Source organism: Nocardioides sp. LHD-245, assembly GCF_030929495.1.
GTDB lineage: Bacteria > Actinomycetota > Actinomycetes > Propionibacteriales > Nocardioidaceae > Nocardioides.
The window spans coordinates 155790-180554 of sequence record NZ_JAVFWN010000006.1 but is presented as its reverse complement, the minus strand read 5'-3'; the positions used below and the strand labels follow the sequence as shown (position 1 = coordinate 180554).

28 protein-coding genes are annotated in these 24765 nt (G+C 71.1%); 13 read left to right on the top strand and 15 right to left on the bottom strand.

The features are described 5' to 3' along the window. Nucleotides 1-39: 39 nt before the first annotated feature. Both RB608_RS11485 and RB608_RS11480 read right to left on the bottom strand, forming a co-directional pair. Nucleotides 40-1797 (bottom strand): BCCT family transporter, encoded by a 1758-nt coding sequence (locus RB608_RS11485; protein ID WP_308088033.1) that lies wholly within the window; start codon nt 1795-1797, stop codon nt 40-42. A 224-nt stretch (nt 1798-2021) separates the two neighbouring features. Further along, nucleotides 2022-2537 carry a class I SAM-dependent methyltransferase gene (locus RB608_RS11480; protein ID WP_308088032.1) on the bottom strand — a complete coding sequence of 172 codons (516 nt, stop codon included), beginning with the start codon at nt 2535-2537 and terminating at the stop codon, nt 2022-2024. A gap of 51 nt (nt 2538-2588) precedes the next feature. On the opposite strand from RB608_RS11480, the gene dapB reads away from it, so the two are divergent. Then, entirely contained in the window at nt 2589-3365 is a 777-nt protein-coding gene (dapB, locus tag RB608_RS11475) for a 4-hydroxy-tetrahydrodipicolinate reductase (protein WP_308088031.1), read from the top strand. A gap of 176 nt (nt 3366-3541) precedes the next feature. Here the strand turns inward: dapB and RB608_RS11470 are convergent, their stop codons facing one another. The 3 genes from RB608_RS11470 to RB608_RS11460 are packed head-to-tail and all read right to left on the bottom strand — an operon-like array spanning nt 3542 to nt 5085. After that, nucleotides 3542-3847 carry an AzlD domain-containing protein gene (locus RB608_RS11470; protein WP_308088030.1) on the bottom strand — a complete coding sequence of 102 codons (306 nt, stop codon included), beginning with the start codon at nt 3845-3847 and terminating at the stop codon, nt 3542-3544. Next, nucleotides 3844-4539 carry an AzlC family ABC transporter permease gene (locus RB608_RS11465; RefSeq protein ID WP_308088029.1) on the bottom strand — a complete coding sequence of 232 codons (696 nt, stop codon included), beginning with the start codon at nt 4537-4539 and terminating at the stop codon, nt 3844-3846. The genes RB608_RS11470 and RB608_RS11465 overlap by 4 nt, the downstream gene beginning before the upstream one ends. Nucleotides 4540-4545: 6 nt before the next feature. Beyond that, nucleotides 4546-5085 (bottom strand): GNAT family N-acetyltransferase, encoded by a 540-nt coding sequence (locus RB608_RS11460; RefSeq protein ID WP_308088028.1) that lies wholly within the window; start codon nt 5083-5085, stop codon nt 4546-4548. Between the two features lie 52 nt (nt 5086-5137). Between RB608_RS11460 and RB608_RS11455 the strand changes: the two genes are divergently transcribed. After that, on the top strand, nt 5138-6148 hold the full coding sequence (locus tag RB608_RS11455; protein ID WP_308088027.1) for an aldo/keto reductase family protein: 1011 nt from the start codon (nt 5138-5140) through the stop codon (nt 6146-6148). 28 nt (nt 6149-6176) lie between these two features. Here the strand turns inward: RB608_RS11455 and RB608_RS11450 are convergent, their stop codons facing one another. The 4 genes from RB608_RS11450 to nadA are packed head-to-tail and all read right to left on the bottom strand — an operon-like array spanning nt 6177 to nt 8976. Next, nucleotides 6177-6833: a hypothetical protein gene (locus tag RB608_RS11450; RefSeq protein WP_308088026.1), complete on the bottom strand. Its 657-nt coding sequence runs from the start codon at nt 6831-6833 to the stop codon at nt 6177-6179. Nucleotides 6834-6843: 10 nt separating this feature from the next. Next, a complete protein-coding gene (locus RB608_RS11445) occupies nt 6844-7434 on the bottom strand; it encodes a DUF3043 domain-containing protein (RefSeq protein WP_308088025.1) in 591 nt (196 codons plus the stop codon). 2 nt (nt 7435-7436) lie between these two features. Next, on the bottom strand, nt 7437-7784 hold the full coding sequence (locus RB608_RS11440; protein ID WP_308088024.1) for a zinc ribbon domain-containing protein YjdM: 348 nt from the start codon (nt 7782-7784) through the stop codon (nt 7437-7439). Beyond that, the gene (gene nadA, locus RB608_RS11435) at nt 7777-8976 is read right to left on the bottom strand and encodes a quinolinate synthase NadA (protein WP_308088023.1); all 1200 of its coding nucleotides are present in this window, start codon (nt 8974-8976) and stop codon (nt 7777-7779) included. The genes RB608_RS11440 and nadA overlap by 8 nt, the downstream gene beginning before the upstream one ends. A 129-nt stretch (nt 8977-9105) precedes the next feature. Between nadA and RB608_RS11430 the strand changes: the two genes are divergently transcribed. From RB608_RS11430 to RB608_RS11415, 4 genes are all read left to right on the top strand, one after another. After that, nucleotides 9106-10191, top strand: coding sequence for a glycerate kinase (locus RB608_RS11430; protein ID WP_308088022.1), 1086 nt, complete (start codon nt 9106-9108; stop codon nt 10189-10191). 55 nt (nt 10192-10246) lie between these two features. Continuing rightward, nucleotides 10247-10717, top strand: a complete 471-nt coding sequence (locus RB608_RS11425) for a DUF4334 domain-containing protein (protein WP_308088021.1) — start codon at nt 10247-10249, stop codon at nt 10715-10717. Beyond that, on the top strand, nt 10714-11832 hold the full coding sequence (locus RB608_RS11420; protein ID WP_308088020.1) for an NAD(P)-dependent alcohol dehydrogenase: 1119 nt from the start codon (nt 10714-10716) through the stop codon (nt 11830-11832). Before RB608_RS11425 ends, RB608_RS11420 begins: the two co-directional genes overlap by 4 nt. An 81-nt stretch (nt 11833-11913) precedes the next feature. Beyond that, complete coding sequence (locus tag RB608_RS11415; RefSeq protein WP_308088019.1) at nt 11914-12330, top strand: iron-sulfur cluster assembly accessory protein; 417 nt, start codon at nt 11914-11916, stop codon at nt 12328-12330. Between the two features lie 102 nt (nt 12331-12432). Here the strand turns inward: RB608_RS11415 and RB608_RS11410 are convergent, their stop codons facing one another. Further along, entirely contained in the window at nt 12433-12645 is a 213-nt protein-coding gene (locus RB608_RS11410) for a hypothetical protein (RefSeq protein ID WP_308088018.1), read from the bottom strand. A gap of 140 nt (nt 12646-12785) precedes the next feature. Between RB608_RS11410 and RB608_RS11405 the strand changes: the two genes are divergently transcribed. After that, nucleotides 12786-13721 (top strand): carbohydrate kinase family protein, encoded by a 936-nt coding sequence (locus RB608_RS11405; RefSeq protein ID WP_308088202.1) that lies wholly within the window; start codon nt 12786-12788, stop codon nt 13719-13721. Between the two features lie 3 nt (nt 13722-13724). Here RB608_RS11405 and RB608_RS11400 read toward each other — a convergent pair whose 3' ends face one another. Both RB608_RS11400 and RB608_RS11395 read right to left on the bottom strand, forming a co-directional pair. Then, nucleotides 13725-13973 carry a sulfurtransferase TusA family protein gene (locus tag RB608_RS11400; RefSeq protein WP_308088017.1) on the bottom strand — a complete coding sequence of 83 codons (249 nt, stop codon included), beginning with the start codon at nt 13971-13973 and terminating at the stop codon, nt 13725-13727. Then, the gene (locus RB608_RS11395) at nt 13970-15088 is read right to left on the bottom strand and encodes an aminotransferase class V-fold PLP-dependent enzyme (protein ID WP_308088016.1); all 1119 of its coding nucleotides are present in this window, start codon (nt 15086-15088) and stop codon (nt 13970-13972) included. The genes RB608_RS11400 and RB608_RS11395 overlap by 4 nt, the downstream gene beginning before the upstream one ends. Before the next feature lie 138 nt (nt 15089-15226). Between RB608_RS11395 and coxB the strand changes: the two genes are divergently transcribed. The 6 genes from coxB (at nt 15227) to RB608_RS11365 (ending at nt 22010) form a co-directional block, all read left to right on the top strand. Next, nucleotides 15227-16093: a cytochrome c oxidase subunit II gene (coxB, locus tag RB608_RS11390; protein WP_308088015.1), complete on the top strand. Its 867-nt coding sequence runs from the start codon at nt 15227-15229 to the stop codon at nt 16091-16093. Continuing rightward, on the top strand, nt 16090-17778 hold the full coding sequence (gene ctaD / locus RB608_RS11385; RefSeq protein WP_308088014.1) for a cytochrome c oxidase subunit I: 1689 nt from the start codon (nt 16090-16092) through the stop codon (nt 17776-17778). The genes coxB and ctaD overlap by 4 nt, the downstream gene beginning before the upstream one ends. Continuing rightward, the gene (locus tag RB608_RS11380; RefSeq protein WP_308088013.1) at nt 17778-18194 is read left to right on the top strand and encodes a cytochrome c oxidase subunit 4; all 417 of its coding nucleotides are present in this window, start codon (nt 17778-17780) and stop codon (nt 18192-18194) included. Before ctaD ends, RB608_RS11380 begins: the two co-directional genes overlap by 1 nt. Nucleotides 18195-18479: 285 nt before the next feature. Next, nucleotides 18480-19688: an Ig-like domain-containing protein gene (locus RB608_RS11375; protein WP_308088012.1), complete on the top strand. Its 1209-nt coding sequence runs from the start codon at nt 18480-18482 to the stop codon at nt 19686-19688. A 79-nt stretch (nt 19689-19767) separates the two neighbouring features. Beyond that, nucleotides 19768-20790, top strand: coding sequence for a hypothetical protein (locus RB608_RS11370; protein WP_308088011.1), 1023 nt, complete (start codon nt 19768-19770; stop codon nt 20788-20790). Next, nucleotides 20790-22010: a polysaccharide biosynthesis C-terminal domain-containing protein gene (locus RB608_RS11365; RefSeq protein WP_308088010.1), complete on the top strand. Its 1221-nt coding sequence runs from the start codon at nt 20790-20792 to the stop codon at nt 22008-22010. Before RB608_RS11370 ends, RB608_RS11365 begins: the two co-directional genes overlap by 1 nt. 99 nt (nt 22011-22109) lie before the next feature. Here RB608_RS11365 and RB608_RS11360 read toward each other — a convergent pair whose 3' ends face one another. From RB608_RS11360 to RB608_RS11350, 3 genes are read right to left on the bottom strand one after another with little or no spacing between them, the layout of a single operon-like run. Then, nucleotides 22110-23015, bottom strand: coding sequence for a glycosyltransferase (locus tag RB608_RS11360; protein WP_308088009.1), 906 nt, complete (start codon nt 23013-23015; stop codon nt 22110-22112). Then, entirely contained in the window at nt 23012-23827 is an 816-nt protein-coding gene (locus RB608_RS11355) for a glycosyltransferase (protein WP_308088008.1), read from the bottom strand. Before RB608_RS11355 ends, RB608_RS11360 begins: the two co-directional genes overlap by 4 nt. Further along, a complete protein-coding gene (locus RB608_RS11350) occupies nt 23824-24762 on the bottom strand; it encodes a glycosyltransferase (protein WP_308088007.1) in 939 nt (312 codons plus the stop codon). Before RB608_RS11350 ends, RB608_RS11355 begins: the two co-directional genes overlap by 4 nt. Between the last annotated feature and the right edge of the window lie 3 nt (nt 24763-24765).

Below are 24765 nucleotides of genomic sequence, written 5' to 3'. Positions count from 1 at the left end.
CATTCGTTCCGTGGGCATGAGCCCACGGAACGAATGACGTTACCGCGCGGTTTCCGGCTCGGGCTCGGGCTCCGGCTCGACCGGCTCGATGGAGAGCACGAAGTCGTCGCCGTGCTCGGTGACGCCGGTGATGACGGCCTGCTCGACCGCCTCCTCGCCGTAGCGGCGACGGACGACCATGGGATCGGTGCGCAGCTCGCGGACCAGGGAGGCGGCGAGGCCGACCATGATCACCACGAACGGCAGTGCCGCCACGATGGTGATCGTCTGCAGACCCGTCAAGGCGTCCTCACCCCCGGCGAGCAGCATCACCGCGGCGACCGCGCCGGTCGCGACGCCCCAGAAGATCACGACCGCGCGCCGCGGCTCGGTCGTGCCGCGCTCGGACAGGCTGCCCATCACGATCGATGCCGCATCCGCCCCGGAGACGAAGAAGATCGCCACCAGCAGCATGACCAGGATGCTGGCGAGGGTCGCGAGGGGGAGCGCGTCGAGAGTGCCGAAGAGCTGGGCCTCGAGGCCGCCCGCGTCGGCGATGTCGGTGCCGGTGCTCTGCAGGTCGATGGCGGTGCCACCGAGGATGCAGAACCAGATCACGCTCACGACGCTCGGGACGAGCAGCACGCCGGTGACGAACTGGCGGATGGTGCGCCCACGCGAGATGCGCGCGATGAACATGCCGACGAACGGCGTCCAGGACAGCCACCAGGCCCAGTAGAAGACGGTCCAGCCGCTCAGCCAGGCCTCGGTGTCGGCCCCCTCGGCGCCGGTGCGGGCCGCCATCATCGCGAGATCCTGGACGTAGCTGCCGAGCGAGGTCGGCACCAGGTTGAGGATGAACACGGTCGGCCCGACCACGAACAGGAACAGCGCGAGGACGACGGCGAGCACCATGTTGATGTTCGAGAGCCACTGGATGCCCTTGGCGACACCGGAGACCGCGGACAGGACGAAGGCGACGGTCAGCACGGTGATGATCACGACCAGGGCGCCGTTGCCGAGCGGACCGACGTCGCCGACGATCTCGAGCCCACTGCTGATCTGGAGCGCGCCGAGGCCCAGCGAGGTGGCCGACCCGAACAGCGTCGCGAAGATCGCGAACATGTCGATCACCTTGCCGGCGCCGCCGGAGGCCCGCTTGCCGAGCAGCGGCACGAAGGCGGCGGAGATCAGCTGGACGCGGCCCTTGCGGTAGACGCCGTAGGCGATGGCGAGGCCGACGACGGCGTAGATCGCCCACGGGTGCAGCGTCCAGTGGAACATCGTGGTCGCCATGGCGGTCTGCGCGGCGGCGTCCGGATCGCCGCCGGTGCCCGGGGGCGGGGTGACGAAGTGTGAGAGCGGCTCGCTGACGCCGTAGAACATCAGACCGATGCCCATGCCGGCACTGAACATCATCGCGATCCACGAGGTGGTCCGGAACTCAGGCTCCTCGTCGTCGCGGCCCAGCGGGATCGTGCCGTACTTGCTCATCGCCAGCCAGATCACGAACACGACGAAACCGCTGGAGGTGAGGACGAAGAGCCAGCCGGTGTTGGTCATCACCCAGTCCAGCGCCTTGCCGGAGGCGGTGCCGAGCGAGGTGGTGCTCACCAGGCCCCACACGACGAAGCCGATGCACACGGCCGCGGCGGTGCCGAAGACGACCGGGTCTAGTCCGCGTCGGGCGGGCCGCTCGGTCTCGACCGCCTGGTCGAGGGCCGGGTGGGGGACGACATCCGCTGCCGGCGTACTCAGCGCCTCGGCGGCTCGGGAGGTGCGGCTCTTGCTCGGGGTCGTGCTGGAAGTCTGGGTCACGTCTCTCCAGGGGTTCGCCGGTCAGGACGCATGTCCGTCCCGGCGGGTTCCCGGAGGGCGCGGGCCCGACGTGACGGCGTGGAATGATCGCCACGCGGTCACGTCGAGTTCGAGTCTCTCCGAGAGACAGGCCAGCCCGAAACGGGCATGCTGCCCCAGCAGGCTAACAAGAGGTGGCCCCGTCCCGGCCAATCGCGAGCCCGGCCGCGGCCCGCGCGCAACGCTCAGCGGCGCCCGATGATCCCGATCACCGGCGGCATCTTCGAGTCGACGATGTAGACGCGGAAGCCGCTGTCGCGCAGCTGCGCGGCCGCCTTGGCGAGGATGTCGGGCACCTGCTCGGGACGAGTCGCGTCGAAGAACAGGTTGACCGAGCCCCCGGGCATCAGGCGCTCGTGGAGGAGGGCGATCTCCTCGTGGGCATCGCGCACCCAGAACAGGTTCACGTCGAAGGCGAAGACCTTGGTCAGGCGCTTGACGGGCACCCGCAGGGTGGCCAGGTCGATCTGGCGCACGGTGAGCTTGCCGGCCGCGATGTGCTCGGCACAGCGGGCCTTGGTGCGGTCGACCCCGGCCTCGGAGCGGTCGATGGCGAACATCTTGCCCTTGCCCTCGAGCCGGCGGCAGACCAGGTCGGCGGCGGCGCCGTTGCCACAGCCGATCTCCAGAACATGGTCGTTGGGCTGGACGTCCATGAAGTCCACCGCCCACCGGATCCGGGCCGGGATCTTGTTCACCATGGGGGTCAGCCTGCCAGAACGCGACGCGAGGCGACGCACTACCTTGGTGCCGTGAGCTCACGTGTCGCGGATCAGGCAGCAGGAGAGCGTCTCCGGGTGGGGGTGCTCGGGGCCCGGGGCAAGGTCGGCGCCGAGGTCGTCAAGGCCGTCGAGAGCGCCGATGACCTGGACTTCACCGTCGGCGTCGACCAGGGCGACCCGATCGCCTCCCTGGCCGAGAGCGGCACGCAGGTGGTCGTCGACTTCACCCACCCCGACGTGGTGATGGACAACCTGCGCTACTGCGTCGAGAACGGCATCCACGCCGTCGTCGGTACGACGGGCTTCGACGACGCCCGCCTCGAGCTGCTCCGAGGCTGGCTCGCCGAGAGCCCGGGCACCGGCGTCCTGATCGCCCCCAACTTCTCCATCGGCGCGATCCTGATGATGCGCTTCTCCGCCGCCGCCGCCCCCTTCTTCGAGTCGGTCGAGGTCATCGAGCTGCACCACCCGACGAAGGCCGACGCGCCGAGCGGCACGGCCGGTCGCACCGCCGAGCTGATCGCCGCCGCCCGCCGGGAGGCCGGCAGCGCGCCGATCCCGGACGCCACGAGCACCGGGCTCGAGGGGGCGCGGGGCGCCGACGTCGACGGGGTCCGCGTCCACAGCGTCCGGGTGCGTGGCCTGGTGGCGCACCAGGAGGTCGTCTTCGGTGGCCTGGGGGAGACCCTCACCATCCGTCACGACTCGCTCGACCGGGTCTCCTTCACGCCCGGCGTGCTCACCGGCGTACGCCGGATCGGCGACTTCCCCGGCCTCACCGTCGGTCTCGAGCATCTGCTGTTTTGATGGGGCCGAGCGTGTCGCCTATCGAGGCGCTCCGCACGGTCCTCGCTGCGCTCGGACCGCGGGCGCACCTCGATGCGCTGCGCGCGGGCGCCACGCTGCCGGCGCGCGGGCGCCACGCTGCCGGCGCGGGGCGCCACGCTGCCGGCCGGGGGCGCCGGGCTGCCGCGCCGCGGTCGCTACAGCAGGCGGACGAGGGCGGCGGCCACGGCGGAGCCGAAGACCACCACCAGGAAGGGCGCCCGGGCGAGCAGCAGCAGGACCGCCACGCCCAGGGCGAGCACCCGCCCGTCCAGCGTGAGAGCGCGTCCCTCGGGTGCGGCGAGCACCTGCACGGTCACCAGGGCGGCGAGCAGGGCGACCGGGATCAGGTCGGCGATCCGGGCGACGAGCGGGTTGCCGAGCACGCGGGCCGGGACGGAGAGGCCGACGAGCTTGAGCAGGTAGCAGCCGATGCCGGCACCGAGGACCGCCCACCAGATCACGGCGCGTCCTCCGGCTGCCGGGCAGGGCGCGGCGCCAGCGCCGCGACGAGTACGGCGACGCCCGCCGCCACGAGCACGGGTACGCCGGCCGGCGTGACCGTCACCGCGCCGGCGGCGACCAGCGCGGCCAGCACCGCGGTCACCCGCAGGACGGGGGTGCTCAGACGTGGCCAGAGCAGGGCGAGGAAGGCCGCGCCCACGGCCGCGTCGAGGCCCAGGTCCTTCGGGTCGCCGAGCTGCTCGCCGGCGACCGCGCCCACGAGGGTGGTCAGGTTCCAGAGCGCGAAGATGGTGAGCCCGGTGGTGAGAAAGCCGGTGCGGGCCAGGCTCCGGTCGGGCCGGGTCACGCTCATCGCCGTGGACTCGTCGATGAGCACCTGGGCGGCCGCGAGCCGGCGCCAGCCTCGGTAGCCCAGCAGCGGGGCCATCCGGAGGCCGTAGAGGGTGTTGCGGGTGCCGAGCAGCAGGGCGGTGAGCGCGCCGGCCAGGGGCGTGCCGCCCGAGCCGAGGACGCCGACCAGCGCGAACTGCGAGGCCCCGGTGAACATGACCAGCGACAGCGCGCAGGTCTGCGCCACGTCCAGGCCCGAGGCGACGCCGACGGCGCCGAAGCTCAGCCCGTAGGTGCCGGTCGCGATGGCGACCCCCAGGCTGTCGCGTACGACGGCCCGCCGCACCTCCTCGCCGCTCATGGGGCCTCAGGCGAGCGCGGTGTGGAGCCGGACCTGCTTGACCGAGCCGGTCCCGGCCTCGGCGGCGAGCTCACGGCTCGCGCCGTCGGGTGCCCAGCCGGACTCGGTCAGGAAGGCCCGGAAGACGTCGTCGGTCGCGTCCAGCCAGCACACCGCGCGGGTGAACCCGTCCGCGACCAGCGTGTCGACGCAGGCCTGGAGCAGCCGGGAGCCGTGCCCGGCGCGGGTCTCGGCCGGGTCGACGGTGAACTCCGCCATCTCACCGTCGACGGCCCCGTCGGCGTCCGGGTCGGGGTTGGGGCCGGTCACGGCGAAGCCGACCACCCGGTCGCGGGCCAGCGCCACCAGCGCCCGGTGCCGGGCCTCCGGCGGCCTGGCCAGCGACTGCTGCCAGGCACTCGCGAGGGTGGCGGCGTCGAGGCCGCGCTCGGTGAGGCCGGCCACCCCGTCGTCGTACCGCTCCTGCCAGGCCCGGAGCTGGACCGCGGCGATCCCGCCGGCGTCGGCCGGCCAGGCGACCCGAACGGACACGTCAGCAGCGACCATGCCGGTCAGTGTGGCAGGACGCCGATGTGGTCCGGCGCACTAGGGTCAACCCATGGAGATTCGCAACCTCGGGGCGAGTGGCCTCCGCATCTCAGCCATCGCCTACGGCAACTGGATCACGCACGGTTCCCAGGTCGAGGAGGAGGGCGCCCTGGCGTGCGTGCGTCGCGCGCTCGACGAGGGGATCACGACCTTCGACACGGCGGACGTCTACGCCAACACCGCGGCCGAGACCGTGCTGGGCAAGGCCCTGGCAGGGGAGCGGCGGGAGGGCCTGGAGGTCTTCACGAAGGTCTTCTGGCCGACCGGGCCCGGCGGCCACAACGACCACGGCCTCTCACGCAAGCACATCATGGAGTCGATCGACGGTTCGCTGCGCCGGCTCGGCACAGACTATGTCGATCTCTACCAGGCCCACCGTTTCGACCACGAGACGCCACTGGAGGAGACGATGCTGGCGTTCGCCGACGTCGTCCGGTCGGGCAAGGCGCTCTACATCGGAGTCTCGGAGTGGCGTGCCGAGGAGATCCGGGCGGCCGCCGGCCTGGCGCGCGAGCTGCGGGTGCCGCTGATCTCCAACCAGCCGCAGTACTCCATGCTCTGGCGGGTGATCGAGGCCGAGGTGGTGCCGACCTCCAAGGAGCTCGGCATCGGCCAGATCGTGTGGTCGCCGATCGCCCAGGGCGTGCTCACCGGCAAGTACCGTCCGGGCCAGGCGCCGCCGGCCGGATCGCGGGCCACCGACGAGAAGGGCGGCGCCAACGACATCGGTCGCTGGCTGCGCGACGACGTGCTCGAGCGGGTGCAGCTGCTGGCGCCGATCGCGGAGGAGGCGGGGCTCTCGCTCGCCCAGCTCGCCGTCGCCTGGGTGCTGCAGAACGACAACGTGTCCGCCGCGATCATCGGAGCCAGTCGTCCCGAGCAGGTCACCGAGAACGTGAAGGCCGCCGGCGTGCGCCTCGACGCCGACACGCTGGCCGCCATCGACCGGGCGCTCGACGGTGTCGTCACCACCGATCCGACCCTGACCCGCTCGCCACGCCGCTCGGAGATCCTCGGCTGAGCGGGCCGCGGCGAGGACGTACGCCGGGTCAGAGGGCGAAGACGTAGCGGCTGGTCGGCACCAGATCGAGGCCGTCCGCCGCGCCGAAGCGCGCGCAGCTGTCCATCAGCGTCGTGAACCGGCGCTGGAGCTCCTCCTCGTCGCCGCCGCTGCCGTAGAACGCGTGTCGGTCGGTCAGCGCGGCCATCGGGAACAGCTCCTCGACGATCCCGGCGACGTCACCGCCACCGGGCGTGAGGTGCTCGAGGACCGGGTTCTGGACGTAGCCGAAGGTGCCCTGGGTGGCGATCGCCACCTGCGTGTGCCGCTCGAGCCAGTCGGCCAGCCACACGGGGTGCGGCATCGTCTCCGGCCGGCGCAGGAAGGCGAGGTTGGCCAGGGCGTCGGCACGCTCGCCGTCCGGCACGCCGGGCGGGACCAGGGGCTCCCGCTCGGCGACGGACCACGCGTGCGCGGCCGGGTCGTGCCGTCGTACGACGTCGAGAAGGGTCCGCGGGGTGCCGTCGGTCCACACCGACACCATCGCCGTGATCGGCGCGTCCGGACCGAACCGCATCGCGCCCGCGACGGCGTCGTCGTCGACGTTGACCTGGAGCCGGCTGGCCCCGGTCGCGGCAACCTCCGCGCGGAACGCGGGGTCGAGCAGGGCGGATCCGGGACCGTGCAGCGCGGCGATGACCTTCACGCCGAGGAACCTACTTGTCGTAGTCCTCGGGCAGCGGCTGACCGATCTTCACGCGCGCCTTCGGCAGACGCATGAACTTCATCTGCATCGACCGGGTCAGGGCGTAGTAGGTCGTGCCCTTGAGCGACTGGCCGGGGAAGCGGCGGCCCAGCTCGCGACGCAGCCGGAACCGCAGCAGGATCATGTCGGTCACCACGAACAGCACGGTGGCGAGCAGGATCATGCTGCTGGCCTGGGCCAGCGCGGAGCTGCCCGTGTAGCCGAGCATCAGGCCGATGATCATCAGGGGGATGACCATCTCGACGATCGAGAAGCGCCGGTCGACGTAGTCGCGGATGAAGCGGCGCACCGGGCCCTTGTCGCGGGGCAGGAAGTAGCGCTCGTCGCCGTTCTTCATGCCCTGGCGGATCTTGCGGCTCTCCTCGGCGCGGAACTCACGCTGGCGGCGGGAGGCGTCCTTGCGATCGCGCGGGCCCTTGGCGCGTGCCTTCGCCGCCGCCTCGGCCTCCTTGCGCGTGGGCGTCGGACGGCCCTTGCCGCCGGCCTTGCCGTCGGGAGCGGTCTGCTCCGCGGTGGCGGGGGACTTGGTGCGCTTGAACACGCTCAGGCCTTCCTGACCAGACTGGACTTCAACTGCATCGGTCCGAACCCGTCGACCTTGCAGTCGATGTCGTGGCCGCCGACCCGGGCCTCGGCAGGGACGAGGCGGATGGCGCGGACCTTGGTGCCGGACTTGATCGGCTTGGGCGCCCCCTTCACCGGGAGATCCTTGACCACGATCACGTCGTCGCCCTCGGCGAGGGACTTCCCGTTGGCGTCACGTACGACGTCCGCCGCCGCTGCCTCGGCGGGCGACCACTCATGGGCGCACTCCGGGCAGACCATCAGGTCGCCCAACTCGTAGGTGTACGCGCTCGAGCACTCCGGGCAGGGGGGCAGCGGCTCAGTCACGATGGGCCCCTCCCTTGTGTTCCAGGCCGGGGAGGTCCAGCATCCGCTGCAGGGCGGTCAGCGCGTCGGCCTCGGTCTGCGGGTCGACCTCGATCTGGTTGGCCACGACACCCTCGACGAGGTTCTCCAGGGTCCACACGAGGTGGGGCAGGTCGATCCGGTTCATCGTGGAGCAGTAGCAGACGTTGCGGTCCAGGAACATGATGTTCTTGTCCGGGTGCGCGTCGGCCAGGCGCTGCACGAGGTTGAGCTCGGTGCCGATGGCCCAGCTGGAGCCGGCGGGTGCCGCCTCGATGGTCTTGATGATGAACTCGGTGGAGCCGACCAGGTCGGCCTTGAGCACCACCTCGTGCTGGCACTCGGGGTGCACCAGGACGTTGAGGTCCGGCACCTTGGTGCGCAGTTCGTCGACGACATCGGCGGAGAACCGCCCGTGGACCGAGCAGTGCCCCTTCCACAGGATCATCCGGGCGCCCGCCAGCTCCTCGGCGCTCAGCCCGCCGTTGGGCTTGTGGGGGTTCCACACGACGCACTCGTCGAGCTCGAAGCCCAGCTGCAGGACCGCGGTGTTGCGGCCGAGGTGCTGGTCGGGCAGGAACAGGACCTTGGTGTCCTTGTTGTCCACGCCCTTCTGCTGGAAGGCCCAGTCGAGGGCGGCCTCGGCGTTGGAGGAGGTGCACACGACGCCGCCGTTGCGGCCGCAGAAGGCCTTGATGTCGGCGCTGGAGTTCATGTAGGTCACCGGAACGACGGAGTCCTGGACACCGGCCGCCGCCAGCGCCTCCCAGGCCTTCTCGACCTGCGCGATCCGCGCCATGTCGGCCATCGAGCAGCCGGCCGCGAGGTCGGGCAGGATCACCTTCTGCTCGGGACCGGTGAGGATGTCGGCCGACTCCGCCATGAAGTGCACGCCACAGAAGACGATGAACTCCGCGTCCGGCCGGGCTGCGGCATCGCGGGCCAGCTTGAACGAGTCACCGGTCACGTCGGCGAACTGGATGACCTCGTCACGCTGGTAGTGATGCCCCAGCACGAACAGCCGCTCGCCCAGCTTCTCCTTGGCGGCGCGGGCGCGCGCCACGAGGTCCGGGTCGGACGGTGCCGGCAGGTCGCCGGGGCACTCGACGCCCCGCTCGGAGAGCGGGTCCGTGCCACGGCCGAGCGGCAGCAGCGGAAGGTCCACGGTGGTCATCCCGTCAGTCTAGTTTGACGGGGGAGCGCTGCGGCAGCGCCCCGTGGTGCAGGTACGCCGCCGGGGCCGCCGTCGCCGATCCGCAGGTCCGGATGCCGGCGACGGCAGATGTCCACCATGATGTGACCCATGCGGATCCTGGTGGCCCCCGACAAGTTCGCGGGCACGCTGACGGCGGTCGAGGCAGCTGAGGCGATCGCCGCCGGCTGGCGCCGACACGCCCCGGACGACGAGATCGTGCTGGCGCCGATGTCCGACGGCGGGCCCGGGTTCGTCGACGTCCTGCACGCGAGCCTCGGCGGCGAGCTGCTGGCGGTCGTCGGGGAGGCGCCGCAGGGCCACGAGGTGCCGGCCACGATCCTCAAGGTCGGCGAGACCGTCTACGTCGAGAGCGCGCAGGTCTGCGGCGTACACCTCACCGGCGGCCGGCTCGGCGAGTTCGGTACGACGGTCGGTGTCGGTCGGCTGCTGCTGGAGGCGGTCGACGCGGGAGCGACCCGCGTGGTCGTCGGGCTCGGCGGGTCCGGGACCAACGATGGCGGCGCCGGTCTGCTCGCCGCGCTCGGCGCGGACGCCGACGTCGCTCTCGACGTGGGCGGGATCTTCCTCGACGGGGTGACCCGGGTGGACCTGAGCATCGCCCGTGGCATGGTCGACGGCGTCGAGCTCGTCGCGGCGACGGACGTCGACAGCCCGCTCACCGGCCTGTTCGGGGCGAGCAAGACCTTCGGCGCCCAGAAGGGCATCGACGAGGAGACCCAGGTCCTGCTCGACGGCTTCCTCGAGAGCTTCGCCGCCGCGACCGACCGGCGGCTCGCGCTCGAGCCGGGCGCCGGCGCCGCGGGCGGGCTCGGCTTCGCCCTGATGCTGCTCGGCGGCACCCGGGTCTCGGGCATCGGACTGGTCGCCGAGGCCGTGGACCTCGCCGGTCAGGCGCGTGCGGCCGATCTGGTGATCACCGGTGAGGGTGCCTTCGACTTCAGCAGCCGGGCCGGCAAGGTGCCGGCGGGGGTGGCCGCGCTCGCCGCCGAGGCGCTCCGGCCGTGTGTGGCCCTGGCCGGGCAGGTGCTCGTGGGGTCCCGCGAGATGAGGGCGCTCGGCATGGACGCGGCGTACTCCCTCGTCGGCGCGGTCGGGGAGGAGCGGGCTTTCGCGGACCCCTCCGGCGCGCTCACCGAGCTGGCAGCCCGGGTGGCGCGGACGTGGTCGTCCTGAACCCCGGCACCTGACGCCTCTCGCCAAGAAGTGGAACGTGTTCTAGATTGCTCGGGTGACCGACAACAGGACGCGTTTCGACGACCTCCGCGCGGCCGAGCATGCGGCTCCCCGTGATCTCGACGCGCTCTGGGCCGATCTCGCGACCGTCCGGGTCGACGAGATGCTCGGGGCCTGGCGCGGGGGCGACTTCGCCACGGGGCACGTCGCCAGCACGGTGCTGCGGCAGGTGCGCTGGCACGGCAAGCGGTTCGACAGTCCGCTCGCCGCGGTGCCGCTCGTGTGTCGCGACGAGAACGGCGAGCTGTACTCCAACCTCGCCGCCGGCGGCGGAGGTGAGGCGTCGCTGTGGCCGGTCGGCTTCCGCGGCGAGGTCACCGCCACGATGGTCTACGACAAGATGCCGGTCCTCGACCATTTCAAGAAGGTCGACTCCCGCACCGTCATGGGCATCATGAACGGCAAGCTGGCCGGCACCTTCGGCAGCGACGACCTCTACTACTTCTGGCTGGAGCGTGACGCGTGAAGACCACCGCCTTCCTCGTCGAGGAGCCGGGCGGCGACTTCGTCGTCGCCGACGTCGAGCTCGAGGATCCCCGTGACGACGAGGTCCTGGTCCGGATCGTCGCGACCGGCCTGTGCCACACCGACCTGACCGTGCCGGCGATGCTGCCGCAGGAGATGCTGCCGACCGTCGTGGGCCACGAGGGCACCGGCGTCGTGGAGCGGGTCGGCGCCACGGTGAGCGGCATCGAGGTCGGTGACCACGTGGTGATGAGCTTCCGCTCCTGCCGTGCGTGCGGCCCCTGCCGGGCGGGCGACGTCGGCTACTGCGAGCAGTCGTTGCTGCTCAACTACATGGGCATGCGCGCCGACGGCTCGACCACCATGAAGCGTCGCCGGGAGAACGGCGACAGCCAGACGGTCTTCGGCAACTTCTTCGGCCAGTCCAGCCTGGCCCGCCACGCCCTCGCGTACGCCGACAACTGCGTGGTCGTCGACAAGGCCCTCGACCTGACCCGGCTGGCCCCCTTCGCCTGCGGCTTCCAGACCGGCGCCGGCACCGTGCTCAACGTCCTCGACCCTGCCCCCGGCGACAGCATCGTCGTGTACGGCGCCGGCGCGGTGGGCCTGGCGGCGATCGCCGCCGCCAGGGGAGCGGGCGTGGAGACCGTCGTCGCCGTCGACCCGGTCGCCGCGCGCCGACAGATCGCGGAGGGCTACGGCGCGACGGCCGTCGACCCCGGCGAGGAGGGCGCGGCGCCCGTCGAGGACCGCGTCCGGGAGCTGACCGCCGGCGGGGCGTCGTACGCGATCGACACGACGGCCATCGCGGCGGTCGTGCTCCAGGCCCAGCGCTCGCTGCGGCCTCGCGGCATGCTGGTCGCCCTCGGGCTGGGTGCGCCGGAGTACACCATCGACGCCATCGACCTGCTGCAGACCGGCAAGATCGTGCGGTCCTCCATCGAGGGGGAGGCGGACCCACTGGTCACCATCCCCGAGCTGATCGCGCTGCGCGAGGCCGGCCGCTTCGACGTCGACCACCTGGTCACGACGTACCCCTTCGAGAAGATCGCCGACGCCGTGGCCGACTCGAAGGCCGGCGCCGTCGTCAAGCCGGTCCTGGTGTGGGGGGAATAACCACGACTGTGCGACCATTGGGCTAGTCGAACCCCTAGTCGAACCCGACGACGACCCAGCCTGACACACCTTGGAGTGAGCATGAGCGACAGCTGCTGCGGAGGCGGCCACAGCCACGACGCACCCGGCGCGACGACGACCGTCGCGGCGCCCGTGGACTTCGAGCGCCGTGAGGACCAGATCAACCTGAGCCCGGTGGCTGCCGCGAAGGTGAGCAGCCTGCTCGAGCAGGAGGGTCGTGACGACCTGTCCCTGCGCATCTCGGTGCAGCCCGGTGGCTGCTCGGGCCTGCGCTACCAGCTCTTCTTCGACGAGCGGACCCTCGACGGCGACGTCGTGACCGACTTCGATGGCGTGGGCGTGGTGGTCGACCGGATGAGCGTCCCCTACCTCAACGGCGCGGTCATCGACTTCGTCGACACGATCGAGAAGCAGGGTTTCACGATCGACAACCCGAACGCCACGGGCTCCTGCGCCTGCGGGGACTCCTTCAACTGAGGCGTTGAGTTGCCACTTTTGACCCGTTGAATTGCCAGTGCCGCACAGGTTGCCTGTGCGGCACTGGCAATTCAACGGGTCAAAAGTGGCAACTCAACCTCGTCAGTCCAGATGGAGGTGCAGGGCGTTGGCCAAGCGCTGGGCGGCCTCGGAGATCTCGATGTCGCGCTTGGGGACCTCGCGCGGCTGCTCGTCGAAGTGGATGCTGGGCGCGGGCCGGGTCGCCTTGACGGCGGCCTCGGCGAGCCGGCGGCTGACGGCCTGGCAGTCCGCATGCAACTCGGCGGGGGTGGCGATCTCCTCGTAGGGCGGCATGTCATCGACGCTAGGCGTTACTTTCGGGTATACCCAGAGGCAACCGCACCGTCCCGTCCCCGGCTCGGTTAGCCTTCCGTATCGTGACTGCACCCACGGGCTCCCTCCTGATCGCCGGCTCGATCGCCACCGACCACCTGATGACCTTCGGCGGCAGGTTCGCCGACTCCCTGGTCGTCGACCAGCTCGACAAGCTGTCGGTCTCCTTCCTGGTCGACGACCTCGAGATCCGGCGCGGTGGCGTGGCCCCCAACATGTGTTTCGGCCTGGCCCGGCTCGGCCTGCGGCCGGTGCTCGTCGGCGCGGCGGGCGAGGACTTCGCCGACTACCGCTCCTGGCTGGAGCGCAACGGCGTCGACTGCGACTCCGTGCACATCTCCGACAGCAAGCACACCGCCCGCTTCGTCTGCACCACCGACACCACCATGGCCCAGTTCGCGTCCTTCTACCCCGGGGCGATGAGCGAGGCCAGCCTGATCGAGCTCGCCCCGATCGTCGATCGCGTCGGCGCTCCGGCCTACGTCCTCATCGGCGCCGACGACCCGGAGGCGATGAAGCGGCACACCGAGGAGTGCCGTCAGCGCGGCTACGCCTTCATCGCCGACTGCTCCCAGCAGCTCGCGTTCGCCGAGGGCGACCTGATCCGCGACCTGATCGACGGCGCCGCGATCCTGTTCTCCAACGAGTACGAGTCGCACGTCATCGAGAAGAAGACCGGCTGGACCGCCGAGGAGGTCCTGGCCCGCGTCGGCCTGCAGGTCACCACGCTCGGCAAGGACGGCGTGCGGGTCACCTCCGAGGACGGCACCTCCTTCGAGGTCCCGGCCGCCAAGGACGTCGCCGCGGTCGAGCCGACCGGTGTCGGCGACGCCTTCCGAGGCGGCTTCCTCGCCGCGCTCTCGTGGGGCACCTCCCTGGAGCGGGCCGCCCAGGTCGGCTGCGTGCTCGCCGCCTACGTCGTCGAGACGATCGGCACCCAGGAGTACGACTTCACCCACGAGCAGTTCGTGGCCCGGATCCGCGACTCTTACGGCGACGAGGCCGCCGACGAGGTCGGCAAGCACCTCGGCGTCTGAAGGTCAGCTGACCCGTCGAACCACGTAGCGGGGCGCGCCGTCGTCGGCGACCTCCTCGCCGACGTACTCCTGTCCGCGCATCCGGCACCAGGCCGGTACGTCGTGCCGCGCGGCCGGGTCCCGCGCGATCACGGCGAGCAGGTCGCCGACCGCCACCGACGGCAGCGCCTTCGCCAGCTCGATGATCGGGCGGGGGCAGGGCAGGTCACGGCAGTCGATCTCGGTCACCGGGGTCTCGCCGGGGGCGCTCACAGGCCGGCCTCCGCGCGGATCCGGTGGACCTCCTCGGCGAGGGCGGCGCAGAACCCCTCCACCTGATCGGCGGTGGTGTCCCGCCCGAGCGAGACCCGCACGTTGCCGTGGGTGAGCGCTCCCATCGCGGCGAGCACGTGGCTCGGCTCGAGGGTGGACGCGGTGCATGCCGATCCGCTGGCGACGCCGAAGCCGCGCCGAGCCAGCGCCGAGACGATCTCGTCGCCCCCGACGTAGAGACAGGAGAAGGTCACCAGCTGGGGGAGTCGGGCCACCGGATCGCCGACCACCTCGGTGTCGGGCAGGGTGCGGACCGCCCCGCGGAGGTGATTGACCAGCGCGAACTGGCGGGCCGCGACCTCCGCGCGCTCCGCCAGGGTCGCCTGCAGCGCCGCGGCGGCGGCGAGGGCGGCCGGCACGTTCGGGAAGCCGCCGAGCTGGTCGAGCCCGTCGTCGCCGGGGAAGGGGTTGGTCCAGCGGGTGCCGCGCCGCACGACGAGGACGCCGACGCCGGCCGGCCCGCCCCACTTGTGCGCGGACGCGGTGAGCGCGTCCCAGCGCCGGGGGAGCGGCACGTGGCCGACCGCGGCCGCCGCATCGACGAGGAGGGGTACGCCGGCGGGCGCGTCGACCTCGTCGACCGGCTGCAGCGTCCCCACCTCCTGGTTGGCCGCCTGCAGGGCGACCGCGCCGACTCCCGGGCGGCCCGCGGCGTCCACGAGGGCGCCCACGTCCACCCGGCCGGTCGCGTCGACCGGGATCGCGGCGTGCGCGGGGGAAGGCCGCCAGGCCACGGCGTGCAGCACCGAGGAGTGCTCGACCGCGCCATGCACGATCCCATTGCGTCCCGTCGCCGCCGTGAGGCCGAGCAGGCCCCGGTGGACCGCGTCGGTCCCGGAGGCGGTGAAGCCCACCTCGTCGGGGCGCGCGTCGAGGCACTCGGCCACCACGGCCCGAGCGTTGTCGAGGAGCAGCCGCGCGTCGCGCCCGGCCGCGTGCAGGCGCCGCGGGTCGCCGTACCCGCGGTCGAGGGCGGCCAGCAGGGTCTCCCGCGCGGCCGGGTGGAGCGGGGTGGACGAGGCCGCGTCGAGGTAGACCTCGGGGGTGCTGCTCACGCCCCGACCCTAGTTGAGCCTCCCTTGTACGCTCCCGCCCCGCCCCACGCGTCCCTGAAGACCCACCCCGCGCCCCGGCCAGGGGCGCCCTCCGCTAGTGTTCGCAGTGGTTCTGACCCTCGAGAGGAAGGCTCGTTCGTGGGCTGGTGGCACCCCGAGCGCACGCGTGGCGCGCAGCGACGTTCCCGTCGCGCGATCCCGCTCGCCGGATTCGTCGTACTCGCGCTCGCGCTGTCCGGCTGCTCGACCGACACCCAGTGGGAGCGGTTCGGCATGCCGGAGATCAAGTCCGAGCAGGGCGAGCACATCCTGCAGTTGTGGCAGGGCGCGTGGATCGCCGCGCTGATCGTCGGTGTGATCACCTGGGCGCTGATCATCGGCGTGCCGCTGTGGTTCCGTCGTCGCAGCGACGACGAGGTCCCGGTGCAGACCCGCTACAACCTGCCGATCGAGATCTTCTACACGATCTTCCCGGTCATCATGGTCATCGCGTTCTTCGCGCAGACCGTCCGGGTGCAGAACATCGCGCTCGAGCACGACCCCGACCCCGACGTGGTCGTCACCGTCGTCGGCCAGAAGTGGCAGTGGACGTTCAACCAGCCCTACCAGGGCAAGAACGTCTATGTCGCGGGCACCGGTGAGGACATCCCCACCCTCGTGATCCCGGTCGACAAGACCGTCGAGTTCCAGCTCTACAGCCCGGACGTCATCCACAACTTCGGCATCCCGGCCTTCGCGATGCGCATGGACGTCGTGCCGGGCAACGACAACTCCTACCAGGTGACCCCGACCGAGACCGGCGAGTACGCCGGCAAGTGCTACGAGCTCTGCGGCGCGTACCACTCCCGGATGCTCTTCAACGTCAAGGTCGTCACCGAGGCCGACTACGAGGCGTACCTGGCCGACCTCGCCCAGGACCCCGCGCACGTCAGTGACGAGCCGGTCAAGGGCGGCAAGTACTCCACCGAGCTCATCAACAACGACGACGAGGGAGAGGAAGAGTGACCACTCTCGCGCGTTCCGCGGACTTCCCCGAGCGCAAGCCCCTGGGGCAGCAGCTCGTCCGCATCATGACGACGACCGATCACAAGCTGATCGGCAACCTGTACTTCGGCACCGCCGTGGCCTGGTTCATGGCGGGCGGCATCATGGCGCTGCTCATCCGCTCCGAGCTCGCCTACCCGGGCAGCCAGCTGGTCAACGAGGAGCTCTACAACCAGCTCTTCACCATGCACGGCACGATCATGCTGCTGCTGTTCGCGACGCCGCTGTTCTTCGGCTTCGGCAACGCGATCATGCCGCTGCAGATCGGCGCGCCCGACGTGGCGTTCCCGCGCCTCAACATGTTCAGCTACTGGCTGTACCTGTTCGGCGGCCTGATCGCCGGCGCGGGCTTCCTCACCCCGGGTGGCGCCGCCTCCTTCGGTTGGTTCGCCTACACGCCGCTGTCCGACTCCGTCAACAGCCCCGGTGCCGGCGGCGACCTGTGGATCATGGGTCTGTGGATGGCCGGTCTCGGCACCATCCTCGGCGCGGTCAACTTCATCACCACGATCATCTGCATGCGTGCCCCCGGCATGACCATGTTCCGGATGCCGATCTTCGTCTGGACCGTGCTGATCACCGCGATCCTGGTGCTCATCGCCTTCCCGATCCTCGCCGGCGCGCTGCTCTCTCTCGAGGCCGACCGACAACTCGGGGCGCATGTGTTCGACACATCGCACGGTGGTGCGATCCTGTGGCAGCACCTGTTCTGGTTCTTCGGGCACCCCGAGGTCTACATCATCGCGCTGCCGTTCTTCGGCATCATCTCCGAGATCCTGCCGGTCTTCAGCCGCAAGCCGATCTTCGGCTACGTCGGCCTGGTCGGCGCGACGCTCGGCATCGCGATCCTCTCGGTCGCGGTGTGGGCGCACCACATGTTCGTGACCGGCGCGGTGAACCTGCCGTTCTTCTCCGGCATGACCTTCCTGATCGCCGTCCCGACCGGCGTGAAGTTCTTCAACTGGATCGGCACGATGTGGGGCGGATCAGTACGCATGGACACGCCCATGCTCTGGTCGATCGGCTTCTTGACGACGTTCCTCTTCGGTGGCCTGACCGGCATCATCCTGGCCAGCCCGCCGCTGGACTTCCACGTCTCCGACTCCTACTTCGTGGTGGCGCACTTCCACTACACGGTGTTCGGCACCGTCGTGTTCGCGATGTTCGCGGGCTTCTACTTCTGGTGGCCCAAGCTCACCGGTCGGATGCTCGACGAACGCCTCGGCAAGATCCACTTCTGGCTGCTGTTCATCGGCTTCCACACGACCTTCCTCATCCAGCACTGGCTGGGCATCGAGGGCATGGCCCGTCGCTACGCCGACTACCTGCCCAAGGACGGCTTCACCACGCTGAACCAGATCTCGACGATCGGCGCGTTCATCCTCGCGTCCTCGATGCTGCCGTTCTTCTACAACGTCTACGTCTCCCGCAAGGGGCCGCTCGTCAACACCGACGACCCGTGGGGCTGGGGCCGGTCCCTGGAGTGGGCCACGAGCTGCCCGCCGCCGCGGCACAACTTCCACTCGATCCCGCGGATCCGCTCGGAGTCGCCGGCGTTCGACCTCCATCACCCGGAGATCGCCGCCATCGAGATGTACGACGAGCCGGTCGCCGCGGGCGCGGGTGCCAAGGAGGTCGACGCCTGATGAAGGTCGAAGCATGGGTCTTCGGCGTGACCACGGTCTTCCTGGTCCTCGTCAGCCCCGCCTACTGGTTCATCACCGACGGCAGCGAGCACGGCGCCGACTGGACCGGCACCTCGGCGCTGGTCATGACCACGCTCCTGTGCGCGATGGTCACCCTCTACATCGGGTTCCACGCCAACCGGATGGATGCCCGGCCGGAGGACCTCAAGGACGGCGAGATCGCCGACGGCGCGGGCGAGCTCGGCTTCTTCCCGCCGTACTCCTGGTGGCCGCTGTGGTGCGCCGCCACCCTCGGGCTGATGGTCTTCGCGATCGCGGTGCTGGCCTGGTGGCTGTTCATCATCGGCATCGTGCTCGGCGCCATCGCGCTGACGGGCTGGATCTTCGAGTACTACCGCGGCGAGTACGCCCACTGATTGTTGGGCCGAGCGCGTCGCATACGGCCGCTGCCGCACGGACCCTCCGGGCCCGCGGGCAGCGGCCGTGCCGCTTCGCGGCCGTGCGCCGCGCTGCCGGCCGTTGGGACCCGCGGGCAGCGGCCGTGCCGCTTCGCGGCCGTGCGCCGCGCTGCCGGCCGTTGGGACCCGCGGGCAGCGGCCGTGCCGCTTCGCGGCCGTGCGCCGCGCTGTCTCGCAGGCGGTGTGACACCGCCGACGTGTTCGTAGCCGGGTTTCGGTAGATCCGGCAGGTATTCTCATTCGGTGCCTTCCCCGTCGACACACCTCCGTCCGCGCGCCCTGCGGGCCGCCGCCGTGCTGGCTGCCGTGGCGCTCGTCGCGGCCGGTTGTGACGGGTCGGGCCTGGTTCCCGGCGGCGGCCCGGCCGACGAGACCACCGCGGCAGCCGCCTCCGAGGCGGTCGTGACGGCCAATGTCGACGACGACGCGACCGGGGTCTCCGTCGACAAGGTGGTCAAGGTCAAGGCCGAGAAGGGCACGCTCTCCTCGGTGGTGCTCAAGTCGAAGGACGGCCGGGTCGGCGGCGAGCTCCGCGCCGACGGCACCCGGTGGGTCTCCGCCGGGGGACTCGAGCCCGGTGCCCGCTACCGCCTGCGCGCGGTCGCCGAGAACGCCGACGGCAAGCGGGTGGAGAGCATCTCGACCTTCACCACGCAGGCGCTGAGCCTGGATCAGCAGACCTACCCGTCAGTGGCCCCGCTGCAGGGCGAGACCGTCGGCGTCGGGATGCCCGTCGTCGTCACCTTCGACCTCCCGGTCACCGACCAGGCAGCCTTCGAGAAGCACATGACCGTCACCTCGACACCCGCCCAGGCCGGCTCCTGGCACTGGATCAGCAGCAGCGAGGCGCACTGGCGCCCCGAGGCCTACTGGCAGGCCGGCACCAAGGTCAGTGTCGACGTCGCCGTCAACGGCGTGAGCGCCGGCGGCGGCATCTACGGCCAGGAGGACCGCACGGTCGACTTCGAGGTCGGCGCCGCCCACATCTACCGGGTCAACGCGAAGACCCATCAGATGAAGGTCTTCGAGAACGGCAAGCTGCTGCGCACCATTCCGGTCACGACCGGCAAGCCCGGGTTCACCACCCGCTCCGGCGTCAAGGTGATCATGGAGAAGTACGAGCAGAAGCGGATGAACTCCGAGACCGTCGGCATCTCCCGCGGCTCCGCCGAGGCCTACGACATCGACAACGTGAAGTGGGCGATGCGACTGACCAGCTCCGGCGAGTTCGTCCACGCCGCCCCCTGGTCCGTCGGATCCCAGGGCCACGCCAACGTCTCCCACGGCTGCACCGGCCTGAGCACCGACAACGCCGGCTGGCTCTACGCCATGAGCCGCCGCGGCGACGTCGTCGAGTACGTCGGCACCGACCGCCCGATGGAGCCCGGCAACGGCTGGGGCGACTGGAACGTCCCCTGGGGCGAGTACGTCGCTGGGTCCGCGCTCAGCTGAGCCCTGGGCTGCTGACGCACTACGCGCCGAAGACGGCGAGCACCGACGAACTCCGGACGCGCGACACTAGACTCCGTCCGTGGAGCGGTTCGAGCACGTGTCCGTCTTCTACCCCCGCGGGGTGCGGACCGGCGGCCCCGAGGCGCTCCATCAGCTCGTCGATGCCCTGCGCGCGCTGGGCCACGACGCGGCCCTGGTCCCGATGCCTGGAACCGAAGGCCGCGGGCGGGTGGCGGAGTACGACCGCTACGACGCCCCCCAGCGAGACACGGCCCGCACCGGGCCACGGGACGCCGTGGTCACGCCGGAGGTCTGGGTGCCGCGTCCCGCGGTCGTCGGACACGCCACCTGGTTCTGCTGGTGGCTGAGCGTCGACAACTCGCCGGTCTTCATGGACGCGCGCCGGCGCGCGGGTCAGCACCCGCGTCGGCCGCTCGCGGCCGTAATGCGGGCCCTCCCGAGGACCGCAGTGCGGCGAGTGAGGGGACCGGCGCGGAGGCGCCGGCTCGGCACCGCCGTCCACGTGGCGCAGTCGGTCTACGCTCGTGACGTCGTGGCGCGGGAGTTCGGTGCCACGGTGGAGTTGCTCTCCGACTACGTCACTGCCACGCCGCTCGCCCGGGACCCGCGCGCGGGCGGCACCCGGCTTGCCGTCATCGCCTTCAACCCGGCCAAGGGCGGCGAGCTGGTGGAGAAGGTGGCCGCACGACTCTCGACACCCGTGCAGTGGCTGCCGATCGCCGGCATGTCACCGGACCAGGTCGGGGAGGCGCTCCGGCGCAGCGACGTCTACCTGGACCTGGGACATCTGCCGGGCAAGGACCGGATCCCCCGGGAGGCAGCGCTCCACGGTGCGGTGACCCTGCTCGCCGCGCGCGGCGCCGGAGCGAATCCCCGCGACTTCCCGCTCCCTGCCGAGCACCGGATTCCCGTCGGCACCGATCTGGTGGGCAGCGCCGTCGACATCCTCGAACAAGTGCTTGCCGACCTTCCGGGCCACACCCGTCGTCAGCAGGGGTTCCGCTCCCTTCTGGAGCGGGAGCGGATGCTCTTCGCCGACGAGGTCCGGACCGTCTTCGGGTCACCCGGGCCACCACCGTGATGGCGTCGCCGACCGGCCGTGTCGTCGGCTTCACCCTGGTCACCTTGCTGCCCGCCCTCGCGAGCCTCGTTTCGCTGCCCGTCCTCGCCCGTGCCCTGGACCCGTCGGCGTGGGCCGGGCTGGCGGTCGGACAGTCTGTCGGCGCGATGGCGAGTCTCGTCGCGGCAGGCGGCTGGGCGTTGACCGGTCCGAGCGCCGTCGCCGACGCGGCGGCGCCGATCCGGCGCTCGCTCTACGAGGAGAGCGTGCGCCAGCGAGCCCTCGCCGCACTGGTCGTGATCCCGGTGGGGATGCTGGTGACCTCCGTCCTCGTGCCGGACTCGGCACGGATGCTGAGCCTCGCCGTGTGCGCGTCGACGAGCCTCGTGGCGCTGAGTCCGCGTTGGCTTCTCGTCGGTGCCGGCCGCGCCACCGACGTGCTGCGGTTCGAGGGCCTCCCCGTCGCCGGCGCCCACCTGGTCGCGGCCGGACTGATCGTGGCCGGGGGGGACCCCTTGATCTACCCGGCGGCGATCGCCGTCGCGTACGCCGGCGCGGCGAGTGCGGTGACCCTCGTTGTGCGGCGCGCGCCCCGCGCCGAGCCCTGGGTCCGGGTGTCGTGGCGCTCCCGGTGGGTGCCGACCGCCACCGAGGCGGTGGCAGGGGCCTACTCGGCGATCAACGTCGCACTCGTCTCCGCTCCTGTCTCCGCCGTGGCGCTCGCGGGCTATGCGTCGGGTTGGAAGCTCTACCAGTGGGGTCTGGTCGTCGTCGCGGGGTCCTGCCAGGCTCTCCAGGGGTGGGTCGCCGCACCGGAGGGACGCCCACAGCGCTTCCGCACCGCGGTCACCATCCACGCGGCCGTCGGTGCCCTGGGCCTCGTGGGGTTCGTGCTGCTCGGAGGACCGTTGAGCTCCCTGCTGTTCGGCTCGTCCCTGCGGATGCCGGACGACGTCTCCGTGTGGTTCGGGGTCGCCGTGCTGTTCCTGTCGCTCAACTCGTCCCTGGGCCGGCACGTGCTGGTGACATGCGGACGGGTAGACGCCGTCCTGCGGAGCACGCTGCTCGGGGCGGTCGTCGGCGTCCCCGCGATCCTGATCCTCGTCCACCGTCACGGCGTGGTCGGGGGAGCCGCCGGGCTGGCCCTGACCGAGGCCCTGGTGTTCGCCTACCAACTGACCGTCGCCCGACCGCTGCTCCGCCGGCGGAAGCCGAACCCAGGCGGGGCTACCGGGCGCTGAGCTGCGGTCCGCCGGGCATCGAGTGCCGACTGCGCGATGACTCCGCGATCGGGCGATGTCCTCGCCCACGTCGGTGACCGTCCTGGCAGTGTCTGGAAGTCACGACGCCGCTCGCGAGCGCAGCCGCCGGAGCGGTGGCGATGCCGGTCGGGGTCCGGTTCGACGGCGCAGGGCGTCGACCAGACCGGCCGTGATCGCGGCCAGCTTGGCCGGGCGGCAGTCCTCGACGGTCATGGCCAGCGCCGTCGCGGCCGCCAGCCGCCGCGTCGCCATCGCCGCCCACCGAGGCTCGTGAGGAGCGTGCCTGGCGATGACCCGGAGGGTGTTGCGGGTGATGTAATAGCGACGCTCCGGGGAATGGAAAGTAGCCGTGGGCCGAAAGGGACCAAGCTGGACTCGTCGAGCAGCATCGGAGGCGCCGAGTGCGTGGGTGAGGTCGAGATCCGGGACGACGAGGACCTCGCCGCCGAGCGCGCGAAGTCGGAGACAGAGGTCGGTGTCGACGGCGTCGATGAACAGCGACTCGTCCAGGCCGCCGAGCAGCTCGAACGTGTCCGCGCGCATGGTCATCCCGGCTTGGAAGATGCAGGTCACCGGGACCGCTGACGTGCCGGTCCCCGCCCCGGGAGCGACCGGCTCACCGTTGAGCCGACCCGGACCGATTGCGACATGTCCCGTCGCCGCCGACACCGCGTCGCGGATGGCGGACACGAAGCCCGGTGCCGGCAGGCAGTCCTGGTCCATCGTGATCACGACGTCCGCACCGAGGTCGATCGCCCGGCGAACGCCGTGGTTCAGGGCCGTGGCGATGCCGTCGTTCGTGGGGCGAGCGATGAGATGAACACCCTGCAGTCTCCGAAGCTCGTCGAGGATCTTGTCGAACGCCGGCCCGGAGCCGTCGTCGACAAGGATGAGGGGAGCCTGGGCGGCCATGGCGGCGACGGCGGCCCGGACCTCCGATCCGGGCGTATACAGCGGCACGACCACGACGCAATGCCCGGTCATCCGGCCTCGCTCCAGAGGTGTCGCGACAGGTTGCGGAGGGAGCCGTCGTGCGCGGCACGCCGGGCGGATCGCAGGCCGGGGTAGGTGGCGTAGAACCTCCGTGCCGAGCGCAGTTCGTGGCGCCACGGAGCCCAGCGCAGCCGCGCGGTCTCACGCTGCCACTCGTGCACCCAGGACACGACGGGATCGAGGATCACCGGATGGCCGGACGCCCAGCTCCGGAGCCCGAGATCGTGGTCCTCGTAGTAGACGAAGTACCGCTCGTCCCAGCCGCGCAGACTGCGAAGAAGCGTCGTAGGTCCGCCGATGGCGGCACCGATGGCCCAGGCGACATACGTGGGCACGTCGAGATCCGCTCGGGCGTAGTCGTCCGGGTCGACCCAGGGGAGGCGGACGCCTCGGTGACGGATCTTGTGGGTCGGCAGCGGCAGCCCTCGGCCGTTGCGCTGATCGGTCCCGTCGGGATGAATCAACCGCGGAGCCACCAACGAGCCGTGTCGCGCCGCGGTCGCGGCCAGCCGATCGAGATCGGCCGGCGTGCCCACCGTGACATCAGGATTCACGAACATCACCCACGGCGTCTCCACAACAGCGAGACCGGCGTTGTTCGCTACGCTGAAACCGTCGTTGCGCGTGCGGGTCACCACGTCGGCTCCGAGGGAACGCGCGACGTCGACCGAGCCGTCCGTGGACGCGTTGTCGACGACGATCCAGCGGGCATCGCCTATGTTCGCGGCGGTCCAGCAGCGTCGCAGAGTGGCTGCGGAGTTGTAGGTCACGGTGACGAGGGTCCAGTCGGCGGACGAGCTCACGGCCTGGCCGCACCCCTCGACCACGTGGCGGCCACGAGTACGCCCACCGCTCCTCGAAGGCGGAGCCGACCTTGCACCACGCTGCGACCCGCCCGACGCAGGAGGCGGCCGCTGACCCGACCGGCCGCGATGTCGGCGACGACCGGGTCCTGATCGATCCCGCGGTCGACCAGTCCGCTCGCCATCGCGACGCGCCATTGCCAGCGGTGTCGCGCTGCGTGATCGAGGTGGGCCCGCAGCCCGCCGCGGTTGCGAGCGGCACGCAGCTCCGATCGGAAGGTGGTGCGACCGACCTCGCCGAGGAGGTTCCCGCCGTGCTGGACGTAGTCCTGGAGGACCTCGTCGACCAGGCGGACCTCGCCGAGCCCCGCGGCGCACACGGCGAGCCAGTGGTCGTGGATCGAAGCATCGGTGGCTCCGGGGAATGGGAGAGCGGCGGCGACGACGTCGCCACGCCACAAGGTCAGACTGCCTGTCACGTGGTTGCGCAACAGTAGGTCGATCACGTCACCGGGTCGACGGTCCGTACGACCCAGGTGGACGCCGTCGCGGTCCACGAGCGCAGCCTGGCAGGTCGCGGCCGTCGCCAGAGCTGGTCCGCTGGTGAGAGCAGCGAGAAGTCTCTCGACCTTGTCGTCGTGCCAGTGATCGTCCTGATCGCTCAACGCGACCCAGACCGCGTCGGCGGTGACCTCGCGGAGCATCCGCTCGACGTGGCGGTAGACACCGACGTTGTCGGCGTAGGCGTGCACGACGAAGCGCGGGTCGTCGCCGACGAGATGGCGGATGAGGGACTCGGCGGCGGCGTCGGCGCCGTCGATGCCGATCCGGCAGGTCCACGTCCGGACGGTCTGTGCCCGCAAAGACTCGAGCTGCCGCCGAAGCAGCTCAGGGTCGGGGCGGTGGACCGCCATCACGATCTCGCCATGGGGCACAGG